At 35.8% G+C, this 13,919-nt stretch carries 14 protein-coding genes; all 14 read right to left on the minus strand.

The genetic code is table 11. The features are described from left to right. Positions 1–248 precede the first annotated feature (248 nt). The 14 genes from A2536_07335 to A2536_07400 are packed head-to-tail and all read right to left on the minus strand — an operon-like array spanning position 249 to position 13,919. Positions 249–617, minus strand: a complete 369-nt coding sequence (locus A2536_07335) for a hypothetical protein (protein ID OGF48446.1) — start codon at positions 615–617, stop codon at positions 249–251. After that, positions 607–894, minus strand: coding sequence for a hypothetical protein (locus tag A2536_07340; protein OGF48447.1), 288 nt, complete (start codon positions 892–894; stop codon positions 607–609). The genes A2536_07335 and A2536_07340 overlap by 11 nt, the downstream gene beginning before the upstream one ends. 9 nt (positions 895–903) lie before the next feature. Next, a complete protein-coding gene (locus A2536_07345; GenBank protein ID OGF48448.1) occupies positions 904–1,911 on the minus strand; it encodes a glycerol-3-phosphate dehydrogenase in 1,008 nt (335 codons plus the stop codon). Beyond that, entirely contained in the window at positions 1,887–2,507 is a 621-nt protein-coding gene (locus A2536_07350) for an acyl-phosphate glycerol 3-phosphate acyltransferase (protein OGF48511.1), read from the minus strand. The genes A2536_07345 and A2536_07350 overlap by 25 nt, the downstream gene beginning before the upstream one ends. Positions 2,508–2,547: 40 nt before the next feature. Continuing rightward, the gene (locus tag A2536_07355; GenBank protein ID OGF48512.1) at positions 2,548–3,072 is read right to left on the minus strand and encodes a hypothetical protein; all 525 of its coding nucleotides are present in this window, start codon (positions 3,070–3,072) and stop codon (positions 2,548–2,550) included. A 5-nt stretch (positions 3,073–3,077) separates the two neighbouring features. Beyond that, positions 3,078–4,334: a hypothetical protein gene (locus A2536_07360; protein ID OGF48449.1), complete on the minus strand. Its 1,257-nt coding sequence runs from the start codon at positions 4,332–4,334 to the stop codon at positions 3,078–3,080. Continuing rightward, a complete protein-coding gene (locus A2536_07365; GenBank protein OGF48450.1) occupies positions 4,318–6,426 on the minus strand; it encodes a hypothetical protein in 2,109 nt (702 codons plus the stop codon). Before A2536_07365 ends, A2536_07360 begins: the two co-directional genes overlap by 17 nt. 44 nt (positions 6,427–6,470) lie before the next feature. Next, a complete protein-coding gene (locus A2536_07370) occupies positions 6,471–7,547 on the minus strand; it encodes a GTPase HflX (protein ID OGF48451.1) in 1,077 nt (358 codons plus the stop codon). Next, complete coding sequence (locus A2536_07375; GenBank protein ID OGF48452.1) at positions 7,538–8,494, minus strand: tRNA (adenosine(37)-N6)-dimethylallyltransferase MiaA; 957 nt, start codon at positions 8,492–8,494, stop codon at positions 7,538–7,540. The genes A2536_07370 and A2536_07375 overlap by 10 nt, the downstream gene beginning before the upstream one ends. After that, positions 8,463–10,181 carry a hypothetical protein gene (locus tag A2536_07380; protein OGF48453.1) on the minus strand — a complete coding sequence of 573 codons (1,719 nt, stop codon included), beginning with the start codon at positions 10,179–10,181 and terminating at the stop codon, positions 8,463–8,465. The genes A2536_07375 and A2536_07380 overlap by 32 nt, the downstream gene beginning before the upstream one ends. A gap of 1 nt (position 10,182) precedes the next feature. Beyond that, entirely contained in the window at positions 10,183–11,655 is a 1,473-nt protein-coding gene (gene gatA, locus A2536_07385; protein OGF48454.1) for an aspartyl/glutamyl-tRNA amidotransferase subunit A, read from the minus strand. Between the two features lie 4 nt (positions 11,656–11,659). Then, the gene (locus A2536_07390) at positions 11,660–11,944 is read right to left on the minus strand and encodes an asparaginyl/glutamyl-tRNA amidotransferase subunit C (protein ID OGF48455.1); all 285 of its coding nucleotides are present in this window, start codon (positions 11,942–11,944) and stop codon (positions 11,660–11,662) included. After that, positions 11,941–13,113 (minus strand): hypothetical protein, encoded by a 1,173-nt coding sequence (locus A2536_07395; protein OGF48456.1) that lies wholly within the window; start codon positions 13,111–13,113, stop codon positions 11,941–11,943. The genes A2536_07390 and A2536_07395 overlap by 4 nt, the downstream gene beginning before the upstream one ends. After that, complete coding sequence (locus tag A2536_07400; protein ID OGF48457.1) at positions 13,110–13,919, minus strand: hypothetical protein; 810 nt, start codon at positions 13,917–13,919, stop codon at positions 13,110–13,112. The genes A2536_07395 and A2536_07400 overlap by 4 nt, the downstream gene beginning before the upstream one ends.

Raw genomic sequence — 13,919 nt, forward strand, 5'->3', positions numbered from 1 at the left:
TGAAATTGAAATGTGGTACAGACCTTTAATAAAAAAAGGCTTTAAATAAGGGAAATGAGTCTAAATATGCCTAATTCAGCGGAACTTGGGTTAGATATGGATTAAAGAAGTCGCAAAGGGAAATAAAGCAGGCCTGCGGAATAAAGGACAGAAGCGACTTTTAATTTGAGGACCGGTTTTCCGGCGAGGTCTCGCTGTTTCACAGCGGACGCCCCGATATCACATCAACTACATACAGAAAATATATATTACTCCATTGTCTTCTTTAAGTCACTAAGCTTTTTTTTGAGTTTATCAATTGTCTCTACAAGTTCAAGTTCTTTAAAATTAATCTCCATTTGAACTTCGTTTTTCCTCAAATCCTTTAGTTTCTTTTTTGCACCATCTATCGTAAATCCTTCGTTATACAGTAAGCGCTGGATTAATAATACCATTTCTATATCTTTTTTTCTATAGGCACGTTGTCCGCCAATGCTTCTTACCGGTCTTAGAATTTTGAATTGCTTTTCCCAATACCTGAGAATATATGACTTAACTTTGGTAATATCACTTACCTCTCGTATTGTAAAAAATAACTTATCCGGAATCTGTATTTCTTGAGCAGGATTATTTTCCATTTTCTATCCTTTTTTTGAGTATTTCACTCGGTTTAAAAGCAGGAGAATTCCTCTCAGGAACAACAATTTTCTCGCCTGTCTTTGGATTCCTGCAGACTCTTTCTTTTCTTGTTCTTATAATAAACGTTCCAAAACCGCTGATTTGAACCTTGTCTCCATTCTTTAAGGAATCAACAATACAGTCAATAAAGGATTGAACCGCAACTTTAGCTACATTGCCGTTTACACCAAGATCTACTACTTTTTTGACCAGATTATTTTTCGTAACTGTTTCCATTTTATCCCCTTAGAAATTTTCTTCTTTTTTCAGCTTTCTTTGCATAAGATTATTAACGGCTGTTTTTGGATTATTCCGGTTAAAAAGCACGCCATAAGTCTCAGCCACTATCGGCATATCTACTTTTTCCTTCTTAGCAAGCCTGAAAACAGCTGCCGATGTAGTTACACCTTCCGCTACCATATCCATAGACTTTAATATTTTTGAAAGCTTTTCTCCCCGCCCAATTCGCTCTCCAACACTGCGATTTCTGCTATGCGGACTCATACAGGTAACTATAAGATCTCCAAAACCGGCCAAACCGTTTAAAGTTTCGGATTTTGCACCAAGCTTAAGAGCTAATCTTTTCATCTCAGCCATTCCCCTGGTCAGTAAAGCTGCTTTCGTATTATCTCCCAATTCCATTCCATCAAGAATGCCTTTGGAAAGGGCAATAACGTTCTTTAATGCACCGCCAAGCTCAACCCCTATCACATCCCTGCTGGTATAGACTCTGAAATATTTATTTGAAAATAAAGTTTGGAAATAAGATGCAATTTTTGCGTCCTTTGAAGCGACTATCACGGCTGTAGGCATCTTTCGACCAACTTCTTCCGCATGACTGGGACCTGACAATACAGCCAGTTTTATTTTTTTACCTAACTTTTTTTTAATTATCTCAGACATTCTCTCCAATGTTTTAGTATCAATACCTTTAACTACACTCAAAACAACAACATCATTTCTGATTTTCTCGTTTTTTAACTTATCCAAAACACTTCTTACAAATTTTGATGGTATTGCAATTACAATAGCTTTCGCTTCTTTTACCGCATCAGAAAGCGAAGCTGTAATCTTTATACCCTCAGGAATTTTAATTCCCGGTAAAAATTTTGTATTAATTCTTTTCTTGTTTAAATATTTTGCATAGGGCTTTAAATATTCATAAATAGTAACATTCTGACCATTTTCATTAAGTACCAATGCCAATGCTGTGCCCCAGCCTCCGGCACCTATAATTGCAACTTTTTCTGCCATATCTTATTCTCCGTCCCTTTATATAATCTTTTTATATTTGGAAGATGCCTGATTATTATCATTACACAAGCCAGAACACCGAATAACTGAAGAGGCAAAGATTCTCCGGAAAAAAACATTGTTACCGGAAAAATAATGGAGCCAATAATGGAACCTACAGAAACATATCTCGTCAGAAACACTAATATCGCAAAAGCTGAAAAGGCTACTATTGCTTCTATCGGTGCAAGAGCCAAAGCAACTCCTATACTTGTTGCTACACCTTTTCCGCCTTTGAACTTTAGAAAAAACGACCAGTTGTGACCGACTATTGCCGCTAAACCGCAGAGTATTGAAGCACTGATCAGTATTGGCAGAAATCTGGAAGTATCTCCTGTAAAAGCAGCAGCTGCTGCAGTAATTCCGAACAATCCGGGAATAAAGACTACGCATAGAAATCCTTTAAGAGCATCCAGAAGCAAGACAGATACACCCGGAAAAGTTCCGAAAGTTCTCATAATATTTGTCGCGCCTATATTCTTACTTCCCAATTCTCTGATATCTTTTTTATAAAACAATTTCCCGATTAAAAGACCAAAAGGAATTGATCCGATCATATACGAAAGCAAAACAGCACCGGTTATTTGAAATAATATTTTATCCAAATTTTTTAATCCCCTTTATACTGTAATCTACGAGAGAAATTGTACACAATAATACGGTAATATACATGTAAATTTCTATTTCCAGATTGTAATTAAAAGCAAAAACTGCATTAAGCAACAAAAGCATAACAGAAGTACTTTCAAAAAAATTGGTAATTTTTCCGAAAATACTGGGTTCTACTTTTATATTTGAAGTAATCATATACATTAATATCCAGCCAATAATAAGCAAAACATCCCTGCTGATTATTACTATCGCAATCCAATCCGGAATGTAGTTATTAAGCGCAAAAAGAATAAAAGCCGTATCAATAAGTAATTTATCAGCCAGGGGATCCAGCATAGCTCCCAGTAAACTCCGGGATTTCGAAAGCCTGGCGACAACACCGTCTATGACGTCAGTAATAATTGCCAAGAAAAATATTAAGGTCGCAATAGGCAGGCTCTTTCTGAAAAAAATAATAAATATAGGAACACCTATAATGCGCAACACCGTGAGAAAATTAGGGACTGTCAAAGTTCTCATACTTTCACAACCTTGTTTTTGCCGCTTTTCTTTGCGGTATAAAGCCGGTTATCAGCAATATCAATAAGATCCCTCGGTCCATTATTTTTACCGGACAAAGAAGAAATACCCAGACTTATGGTCAGGTTCTTTGTGCGTGATTTTTTCTTATATTCAAATTCATATTTTTCTACATTTTTCCGGAGTTCCTCAGCCAATTCAAATGCTTCATCCTTGTTTTTTCCTGGCAGGATTATTGCGAATTCTTCTCCTCCGTATCTTGCAGAACAAGCACTTTCTTCAAGCGTAGAATGTACAAGTGTTCCTATAGCTCTTAAAATACTATCGCCTTCCAGGTGTCCAAAGGTATCGTTATAATATTTAAAATCATCTATATCAAAATATATCAAAGATAATGATTTGCCGTTTTCTTTTGCTTTTTTATATTCTTCTCTCAATTTTTCTTGAAAATATCTGTGATTATACAAACCCGTCAATTCATCAGAGAAGGACAGACGTTCAATTCTCTCGTAAAATCTTGCATTTTGAATAGCGATAGCCGATTGATTTGCGAAAATTTCAAGCAAAGTAAGATCTTCCGCAGAAATTGCAGCTTTAGTGAACCCGTCTGCGACAACTACCAGTACACCAAGTACATTATTTCTTACGATCAACGGTATTGTGGCAAATTCTTTAAGGTTTAATAATTCAATCAAATGTTGTTCGCATCTGTGATCATTTTTCGCATCTTTTATTATAAAAGGTTTTTTCTCTATCGCAGTCCTTGAGATTATTCCGGTTGTTTCATCTAAATTAAAAAACTGCTGACGAAGAACTTCGTTTAAAACCCCCATTCCTATTTCTCCGCGTAAAACCGTTTTTTGTTTTTCTTCTACTGTCAGGAATATAAAAGCCCTCTCATATTTAAGTTCGCGGGTAAGATTATGCAAAATCATATCGAGTACATTTTCCAGATTCATAGTACTTCTTAAAGCTTCGGTAACCCTGTTAATTTCTTTAAACTCGTTGTACATATGTTGAAGCCCTCTAATCTGCCAATAATTGCTTACATCGTTCCTTACGAAAAAAAAGACAAAAAGAATAAAAATTCCGTATTTCAGATAAAGATCATTAATTTCTTCGAAGTCAAGAAAAACAAAGGCAGCAAGAAGAAGCAGAATTAAAAGAGTTGATGTCCTGACCAGCCAGGGCATCAATCTGAGACGATTCTCAGTGATAAACGTATTTACAAATTTGTTAATTTGACTTATCATTCTTTCTCTTTGTCATAATTTTCACAAAAACATCCACTATTGAAGGATCAAATTGCGTATACTTATTGCCTTCCAATTCACGTATGGCTTTTTCATGGCTCATAGCCTTTCTGTAGGGTCTGTCTGAAGTCATTGCTTCAAAGGAATCAACAACAGTTATGATTCTTGAAAGTATTGGAATATCTTCTTTTTTTAACCCGTCAGGATACCCGCCTCCTCCGTACATTTCATGATGGTGCGCAATGATTTTTGCGACATCTTTAAATTCTTCTATATTCGCAAGAATATTTGATCCAATAACCGGATGTTTTTTAATGACTTCATACTCTTCTTTAGTCAATTTCTCGGGTTTTTTTAGAATATTGTCGCTTATTGCGATTTTACCTATATCATGAAGAATTGCGCTGTATTGAAGAAGTTCCATTTCATTTTCTTTTAGTCCCATTTCTAATGCAATATCCGTCGCATACCTTAAAACCTCTTCTGAATGACCTTTAGTATAGTTATCCTTTTCATCAAGAGCTGTGGCAAAAGATTTAATAACATTCAGGTACATTTCTTTCCAATTTTTAAATAACCTGGTATTTTCTATTGCAATAGCAGTATGGGAAGTAAAAATCAACATTAACTTCCGGTCGTTACCGGAAAATTCACGTTTATGCCTGAAAAACAGAGTTAAAATACCGATGACTTTGTTTTTCGCTAAAAGCGGAATACAAACAAGAGACTTAATCCCCTCAGCTATTAATGGAGTTGACATTTCATATTTACTGTTTTCCAAATCTTCAATAACCATTATTTGATGTGTTTCTACAACTTCACCTTCACTGGTTGTAAATACTTTAAGATGTTGACCGTCCATGCATTTTGACGACAAGCCATAAGATATACAAAGTTCAAGTTCCTGGGTTTTTTCATTAAGCAGTCTTAAAGTTGAACCTTTTGCATCCATCATTTCACAAACAGATTTTGATATGAGATTTAAAACATCATCAAGCTTTAACGTTGATAAAATCACGTTTCCAATATAGGATATTGCAGAGAGTTCATTAATAATAGTCGCCGTGTTCTCATTCATCTTTGCGCGTTCAACTATTATTGAAGCCTTTTCTATAAGATTAGAATAATGGGACAATTCCCTTTCCGTAATATTATCTTTATATACAACAATACAACCAAAAACCTCATTATTAGTTTTAAGCGGGAAACCGATTCTACCGGTAATTCTTACAAATTTTCCGGAAGTAAAGACATTGTCGACAACTTCCTGATTTTCTTTCAGCAAATTAGATTCTCTCTTTATTTTAAAGCCACACACTGCTTTTACGGCACATTCATTTGTTCTGGCTGATTTCATAAATATTACCGCACTTTCAGATTTAGAGATACTTACAAACCTGTTAATCAGTACCTCTAAAACCTCTTCCGTGGTTAAAGAAAGTAAACCAATCTCAGTAATAGCATTTATACCCAGCAATTCCTCTTTGTAGGCCTTCTCCTGATCAATGAGCTTTTTATTCTCAATAACAATAGATATCTGCGAAGCAAATATTTTCATGTATTTTTTTTCTGCTTCTAAAAACAGCCGGGGATCTTCAAGACTTAAAAACAAGAGAGCTCCGGTAACTTTACCTTTTATTAATACCGGTATAATTACCCCTGTTTTCACGAGAATTACATTCGCCGGAGATTTTATTTCCACCTGTTTTCCTGCTTTTGTATCCTCCCAGAACTTTTGTAATTTTATTGTATTTAATGTAACTTCTTTAACCCATTTAATAAAATCTTCATTTCCGGTAATAACAGAAATATCATCATCTTTTTCGAAAAGAAAAATGCCAACGGCAACATTTTTAATAATTTTCCCGGCTTCAATTGTTATGACATTAAGAATATCCTTGGGGGCATTAGAGGAAGTTATCAATTCACTACTTCTATTAATTATTTTAAACTGATCAAATAAATTCTGTACCTGCCCTAAAAGTGAACTACTCTCATTTTTAAGTTTTAAAAAAAGCCAGCTAATAGATAAAACAAGAAGCAAAATTGATATAAACAATAATACATCTATAACTGGGACATTCAAATGCATTTTATATCCTTCTTTAAGTTAGATATAATTAGCTTAGCAAAGTATTAGCTTTTTGTCAATAACTCATTTGATATGAGAGATATTTTTGATAGGAGTGTTGAAATTCCCATAGATTCTTTGGCTGAGACAAATACAGCATCAGGATAGTCATTCTTTAAGCGTAGAATTCTGGATTTTTGAGTCATATCTATTTTATTTAACACTGTCAAAATAGGTTTATTTAGGACGTTTAACTCGCGAAGCTCCCTGTATACAGCTTCAATTTGAATGTCAAGATCTAATCTGCCGGCATCTAAAATCATAATTATGATATCAGAATATTCAATCTCTTCAAGAGTTGCCCTGAATGATGTCACCAGTTCAGACGGTAAGCTTCTGATAAATCCAACAGTATCAGTCAACAGAATACTGACTTTAGATGAAAGGTACAGTTTTCTGGTTGTCGGGTCCAGTGTTGAAAACAGCTTATTTTCAGCAAGAACATTAGATTTTGTCAACAAGTTAAGCAAAGTTGATTTTCCGGAGTTAGTGTAACCTACGAGAGTCGCATTCAGAAACCCCTTGGCTTTTCGTCCCTCTCTCATTATTTTTCGATGAGCCCTTACATCATCAAGCTTTCCTTTTAAAAATTCTATGCGGCTCCGTATATTACGCTTATCAACTTCCAGCTTTGTCTCACCCGGCCCCCTCGTTCCAATACCTCCACCCATCTGAGAAAGCTCTATTCCTTTTCCTGATAACCGCGGCAATAAATAGATAAGCTGAGCTAATTCTACCTGCAGCTTTCCCTCCGTTGTCCTTGCATGTCTTGCAAAAATATCAAGAATAAGAGTACACCTGTCTATTATTTTTCTTTTAATAGACTCTTCCAAATTACGCTGCTGATTTGGCTTTAAATTATTATTAAATATTATAACATCCGCGCCTATTTCTCGGCTTCTTTGGCGAATTTCATCAACTTTTCCCTTTCCAATAAAATAAGTCGCATCAGGAATACTTCTATTTTGAATTACTGTCTCAAGAATCTCCACTGAAGCGGTATTCGCAAGCAGTTCTGTTTCTTTATAAGAATCTGCCCCTTCGGTAGAAATTCCGCAAAGTACTCCTTTTTCTATAGGCATTTTTTTTCCTTTATTTTAGAGATAATGTATCTTAATAATATATCTATATCTTCTTTAGCATCAACCCAGTTAACCCTTGGATCTTTTTTAAACCACGTAATCTGCCGCTTTGCATAGTGCCTGGTATTCATTTTTGTTAAATATACAGCTTTTTCAAAAGTGATAAGCCCCTTAAGATGATCTGCAAATTGCCGGTAACCAAGACCATTTAACTGAGAAATTTCGAACCCATACTTATCAACTATAGTTTTCACTTCATTCAAAAGTCCCGCACTCAGCATTTTATCAACTCTATCATTTATTCTGGAATAAAGCTCTTTTCTTTCAAGATTCAGCCCGATGAGAACCGTACTTCCGATATCTAAAGGAATTGCAGACTTCGCAATTTCCTTTCTGGATTTATTTGTAACTCTAAACAACTCAAGCGCTCTTATTATCCTCATCTCATCATTAAAGTGAATATGTTTTGCAGAATCAGGATCTGATTTGACTAACTCTTCATAGAGGAATTTAAGTCCTTTTGTTTTTATTTCATCAATTATACTCTGCCTGACTCCCTTAAAAGAACCTTCCACCTTCAAAAGGCCGTCTAATACAGCTCTAACATACAAACCCGAACCGCCAACCAATATAGGAAAACGACCTTTACTAACAACTTCTTTTATGGACTGCCTTGCCATAGTTGAATAATCGAATGCATTTAACTCTGTTTTAGGAGATATAGTACCAATAAGATGGTGTTTAACCGTTTTTAATTGCCGCTCATCAGGTTTTGCAGATCCAATATCAAACTCCTTGTAAATCTGCAATGAATCAGCGGAAATAATTTCTCCTTCCAGCTCCTTTGCCAGCCTGAGAGAGATGTCCGTCTTACCTGAAGCGGTCGGCCCAAGGATTACAAGAAGAGAGGCATTTTTAAGTTCTTTTGAATTTTTTATCAAGCTCATCAAAGGTTATCTTAATTATCCCCGGTCTACCGTGAGGACAATATGGCAGGTCGCATTCAATAAAGTTATTTATTAATATAAGCATTAACTCATAGCTTAAAGAATCTCCCGCCCTCACAGCCGAATGACAAGCTAATGTCTTAACTATTAAATCTGCTTTGTCACTGATAGAGCTAGAGTTACGATTATCTTCTTCAAGCTGTTCAATAACTTCAATTAATACTCTTTCAGAATCCTTTCCTGCAAGAAATTCAGGGACTCCGTTAATCATAAAAGTATCTTTCCCGATAGCCTCAACATCGAAACCAAATGTCTTAAAAGTTTTTATATTATCATTAAGTATTTTAACTTGCTTGTATTTTAAACTAACACTTATTGACGTAAGTAACTGCTGGGATCCGCAAGATTGTTTTTTGTCTTTCAACTTCTCATAAAGCACTTTTTCATGCGCAACATGTTGATCAATTATGTATACAGCTTCTTCGTCAGCAGCTATGATATACATGCTTTTTGCCTGATAAATCGGTTTTAGACGGTATTTTTTTTCATCTTGAAGAACCTCCTGAACAAAAGAGGCTCTATTTTCAAAAGCGGCAGGTATTGACTCTAATCGCGAATTATTATTATCACCGGAATAACTGCCAATATTCTTAATAGTTCCGCTTTGAGATGCTCCCTCAAGCGTAATTGCCGGGACCGGTTTCCCGCTTATCAGAGATTCTTTTATTGCACTTTCCACTGCATTATGAACCAGGGCACCGTTGGAAAATTTGACCTCTTTTTTTGTCGGGTGTACATTCACATCTATAAGTCCCGGATTAATTTTGATATCCAGAACCGCCAACGGATATTTTCCAAAAGGTATTAGATTCCCATAACCGGAGACTATTGCGTGGTTTATTGTTTTATCACTTATCAAGCGGCCATTCACAAAAGTATAAATATAGTTTCTACTGCTTTTTAATTCCTGGGGAGAGGATATAAAACCGTCTATCTTTACTCCGGACTGCTCACACTTCACAGGAAGCAGACATTTTACCGTGTTCTCTCCAAACAACTGATAAAGCCGTTCTCTCATCGTCTTAACTTGTTCAACGAAAAGCAATTCTCTTCCATCCGATTTTAATTCAAAACAAACCGCATAATTATATATTGCCAGTATATGTATAATATCATTTATATACCCGGTCTCAGTCTCTACACTCTTCAAAAATTTCAACCGGGCCGGTACATTGTAAAAAAGCTCATTAACGCAAATAAGAGTGCCGCTTGAAGCCTTAGCTACAATAATTTCCTTATTTTTTCCGTTAACTGACAACTTATATGCATTTTTTGATTTTTTGTAACAACTTGTTACTTCAAGTTTAGAAACAGCAGCTATTGAGGATAGCGCTTCGCCTCTAAAACCAAGAGTATTAATATTATAAATATCTTCCAATTCTTTAATTTTACTGGTAGTATGCCTGTCTGTACAAATCTTTAAATCTTCCGGTTCCATACCTATACCGTCATCTTTTACCTTTATAAGCTTTTTGCCTCCCTGTCTGATTTCTACAGAAATTCGCCCGGATTTGGCATCTAAGGAATTTTCCAGAAGTTCTTTAATTACAGAAGCCGGTCTCTCAATGACTTCTCCGGCGGAAATCTTTTTAACAAGTTCTTCAGGAAGAATTCGAATATGACTCATATCAAAATATCCCTTGTTTCTTTGACGTTACTTTTTTGCTCGCTTGCTCAAAAGCATGAGCAAGACTTAAAAGCTCACCTTCCATAAAAGGTTTACCAATAAGCTGAAGGCCTATAGGAAGGTTGTCCTTAGAAATACCGCAAGGAATAGAAATCCCGGGAATCCCCGCCAGATTGGCAGAAATTGTAAATATATCAGAAAGATACATTTGAATAGGATCCGAGACTTTCTCTCCAAGTTTAAATGCCGGAGTCGGCGCCGTCGGCGTGAGCACACAGTCATACTTTTCAAATACCTTATCAAAATCTCTTTTAATCAAAGTCCTAACTTTTTGCGCTTTCAAATAATAGGCATCATAATAACCGGCGCTTAGAACATATGTACCAAGCATTATTCGTCTCTTAACTTCATTTCCAAAACCGGAAGCTCTCGTAGTTGTAAACATCTCTCCCAGTGTTTTTGCCTCTTTATTTCGATAGCCGTAATGAACACCGTCATATCTCGCAAGATTTGAGCTGGCTTCCGCTGTGGCTATAACATAATAAGCCGCCAGGCAATACTCCGTATGCGGTAAACTTACCTCTCCAAATTCAGCACCAAGTTTTCTATAGGTTTCTATTGATTCATTTACTGCCTTCGAAACATCTTCAGACAAACCGCCTTTTCCAAAATATTCTTTGGGCAGTGCAATTTTCATGCCTTTAATACTTTTATTCAAATATTTCGAATACACAGGAACTTCTTTATTAATAGAGGTGGAATCTTTTTTATCATAGCCCGCAATTATTTCAAGTAAAGCGGCATTATCTTCCACATCAGAAGTAATCGGACCTATTTGATCAAGAGAAGAAGCAAAAGCTATCAATCCGTACCTTGAGACCCTTCCATAAGTAGGCTTTAAACCGACAACGCCGCAACAAGATGCAGGTTGACGAATGGAACCTCCGGTATCTGAGCCAAGAGATAATGGTGAAAGTCCGGCGGAAACAGCCACCGCTGAGCCCCCTGAAGAACCTCCCGGTATTCTTGAGTCATCCCACGGATTTAAAGATGGTCCATAAATAGAATTTTCAGTAGAAGATCCCATGGCAAATTCATCCATATTACACTTGCCAAGTATAGGCATTCCGGCATTTTTTAATTTCTCAACAATAGTTGCATCATAAGGCGAGATAAAATTATTCAATATCTTCGAACAGCAGGTAACTTTTGTCCCTTCACTGCACATATTGTCCTTTAGAGCTACAGGAACTCCAAACAACGGAGAACAAATACTTACGCCAGCGGAAAGTTTTTTATCATTATCTTCCGCAGTTTTTAAAGCACTTTCAAATTCTTCGGATACAAATGCATTTAACTTTGGATTAAGCTTTTTAATCCTTTCTATAAATGCTGCTGTTACCTCTTTTGAAGAGACTTTTTTTGATCTTATTAATTCTGCAAGTTCATGGGCTTTCATTTCTGTAAAATTCATTTTCTCACTCCATCATCTTTGGAATCTTATAATGTCCCAACTCTTTCTCCGGAGCATTTGATAGCGCCTTTTCCCGGCTAAAAGAAGGTTTGAGCTCATCTTCCCTCATTACGTTTGTAACAGGGATAACGCTTGAAGTAGGTTCTATACCGTCAGTATTCACCTCTTTAAGTTTATCAACAAATTCTATCATGCCTTCTAATTGAAGAGCAAACTTGTCCAGATCTTTCTCTTCAAATTTCAAATGTGAAAGTTTCGCCACATGAAGAACATCTTTTTTTGAAATCATTGCAGCTCCTTTAGTCTTTTAAAAATAGTAATTAGAGCATTTTTATCTCCATAACCTCCGGGTTTTGTCACAACATATAAATTTATCTCCGGACTGTAGGTCAAAGGTATCCCGGATAAAATACTTCCTGTTATTTCTGTAAAATTAATATTAAGCGCTTTAAAAATATTCTCAGCAGTAGCCCCTCCGGACAAAACCAATTTTCCATATCCTCTTTCTTTAAACAATTTGACTGCCTCTTTGGCAAATTTCCCGTCTATACGTTTCCCTTCTGCTTTATCATACACAGCTTTACTTGTTTTTTTTACCGAAAAAATAACAGTTCTCTGTTTTGTCATGCGTCTATTTGACGGATCAAATTTTTCTTTTCCCATATAATCTTTAAACAGACTCAGCTGTTCATGCGTGATTTTTTTCATACTTCCTATAAAAAAAGCCTGACCGGCTTCAATATTAATCTCCGGCTTGAACTTTTTTCTCTTCTTTTTTTTCAACAAATACTTAACAAGAGCCGAGGCCCCCGCTATTACTCTGAAACCCTTCAAACTTTTAGATATTATTTCAAGATCCGTGTTTGAAATACAGTCAAAAACAAAAATAACAGTTTTTTTACCGTTATACTCAACCTGCTTTTCTATAAAACTAAGTACAGCCTCTGAACCTTTTCTTATTATATCTATCTCTACAAGTACCGGACAGTATTTTGACTGGTTCTTTAATAATTCAATTATATTAGAAGTTAAAACCGGATTCAAGGCATCTAAAGCAAATTCAGTATTTTCTATGACATCGGAGTCAAGAAATAACCTCCCATAAACACTGCAGCGCTTCAAAGCAGGCAAAGCGGTAACAAACGCAGCCTTATTAGTTCTCAATGCATCTACACACCCGTCTATCTCTTGTCCGATATTTCCGCGCAGAGTTGAGTCAGTTTTTTTATATATTAAATCATATTCAGAAAGTGAAAGAACCATTTTTTTAACTTTTGCATAAGCTTTTTTCCCGTTCAACAATCTTGTTGAACTGTTATAAACCGGAACATCCACAAGCTTTCCCTGTTTAAGACCTGTTGAATTCAAAGAACAGCAGGTATATCCCTGCAGAAACACCTGTGAACCGGCATCATTCGCACCGGTTAAATCATCTGCAATTACCGCTATCTTTTTCATTTTAGGACATAAGTTTTTACATACTTCGGATTATAAGTACTTGAATCTTTATATTCATCAAAGCAAAGATCTATCTTATTACCTTTTATGCTCCCGCCGGTATCAGCAGCAATACAATACCCATAATTCTCAACATATAACTTTGTTCCAAGAGGTATAAGTTTAGGATCCACTGCACATACACCATAACCTGCTTTCATGCCGTTCGCAGTTAAACCATCAGCGTAGGGACCACAATCTTCAGGTCCGGGATAGTACCCTGTAGCAAGAAGACTATAGACCTTGACAACAGTCATTTTTTTGGTCATCATGTACATTCTTTTTGCTTTTGTTGTACCCTGTATAACAACTCTGTTTACCGGTTTTTTTTGATTAGAAATATTAAATACCTTGCGCCAAACTTCTTTATTATCATGATATCTCACTTTTACTTCTTTTTCAAGAAAGCCATCAATACCATTTTGAAGATCTACTATTTCATTAATATTAAGGTTTTTATCCCAGATCCTGACAGTTTCTGCTTTTACTATTTCTGTAACTGTAATATTTGCTTCTTTAACTCTTTGAATCTTTATCATCATCCCGTCTGTCACAAGTGTATTTAAACTCGGAGAAACAATATCCTGAATTTCCAGGGAAAGTTTTTTTTCCTTTAACACATCGTAAACCGTACAGTTTTTAACATCCGCTTCCACTATCTTACCGTCTACAAGAATTTTTACATTACCTTTGAATGGATTGAAATACACGCTTCCGGTCAAAAGAGTTACAATAAGAAAACCTGCGATAATAATAATATTTTTCAT

It is taken from the genome of Candidatus Firestonebacteria bacterium RIFOXYD2_FULL_39_29 (assembly GCA_001778375.1).
GTDB lineage: Bacteria > Oederibacteriota > D2-FULL-39-29 > D2-FULL-39-29 > D2-FULL-39-29 > D2-FULL-39-29.

What these genes read in the sequence shown, in the direction of transcription:
- A2536_07370 (OGF48451.1), bottom strand. Translation starts at nt 7,547, where the DNA reads ATGCCTATAGAAAAAGGAGTACTTTGCGGAATTTCTACCGAAGGGGCA.
- A2536_07390 (OGF48455.1), bottom strand. Translation starts at nt 11,944, where the DNA reads ATGATTTCAAAAAAAGATGTTCTTCATGTGGCGAAACTTTCACATTTG.
- A2536_07395 (OGF48456.1), bottom strand. Translation starts at nt 13,113, where the DNA reads ATGAAAAAGATAGCGGTAATTGCAGATGATTTAACCGGTGCGAATGAT.
- A2536_07360 (OGF48449.1), bottom strand. Translation starts at nt 4,334, where the DNA reads ATGATAAGTCAAATTAACAAATTTGTAAATACGTTTATCACTGAGAAT.
- A2536_07340 (OGF48447.1), bottom strand. Translation starts at nt 894, where the DNA reads ATGGAAACAGTTACGAAAAATAATCTGGTCAAAAAAGTAGTAGATCTT.
- A2536_07365 (OGF48450.1), bottom strand. Translation starts at nt 6,426, where the DNA reads ATGCATTTGAATGTCCCAGTTATAGATGTATTATTGTTTATATCAATT.
- A2536_07350 (OGF48511.1), bottom strand. Translation starts at nt 2,507, where the DNA reads ATGATCGGATCAATTCCTTTTGGTCTTTTAATCGGGAAATTGTTTTAT.
- A2536_07375 (OGF48452.1), bottom strand. Translation starts at nt 8,494, where the DNA reads ATGAGCTTGATAAAAAATTCAAAAGAACTTAAAAATGCCTCTCTTCTT.
- A2536_07400 (OGF48457.1), bottom strand. Translation starts at nt 13,919, where the DNA reads ATGAAAAATATTATTATTATCGCAGGTTTTCTTATTGTAACTCTTTTG.
- gatA (OGF48454.1), bottom strand. Translation starts at nt 11,655, where the DNA reads ATGAATTTTACAGAAATGAAAGCCCATGAACTTGCAGAATTAATAAGA.
- A2536_07335 (OGF48446.1), bottom strand. Translation starts at nt 617, where the DNA reads ATGGAAAATAATCCTGCTCAAGAAATACAGATTCCGGATAAGTTATTT.
- A2536_07345 (OGF48448.1), bottom strand. Translation starts at nt 1,911, where the DNA reads ATGGCAGAAAAAGTTGCAATTATAGGTGCCGGAGGCTGGGGCACAGCA.
- A2536_07380 (OGF48453.1), bottom strand. Translation starts at nt 10,181, where the DNA reads ATGAGTCATATTCGAATTCTTCCTGAAGAACTTGTTAAAAAGATTTCC.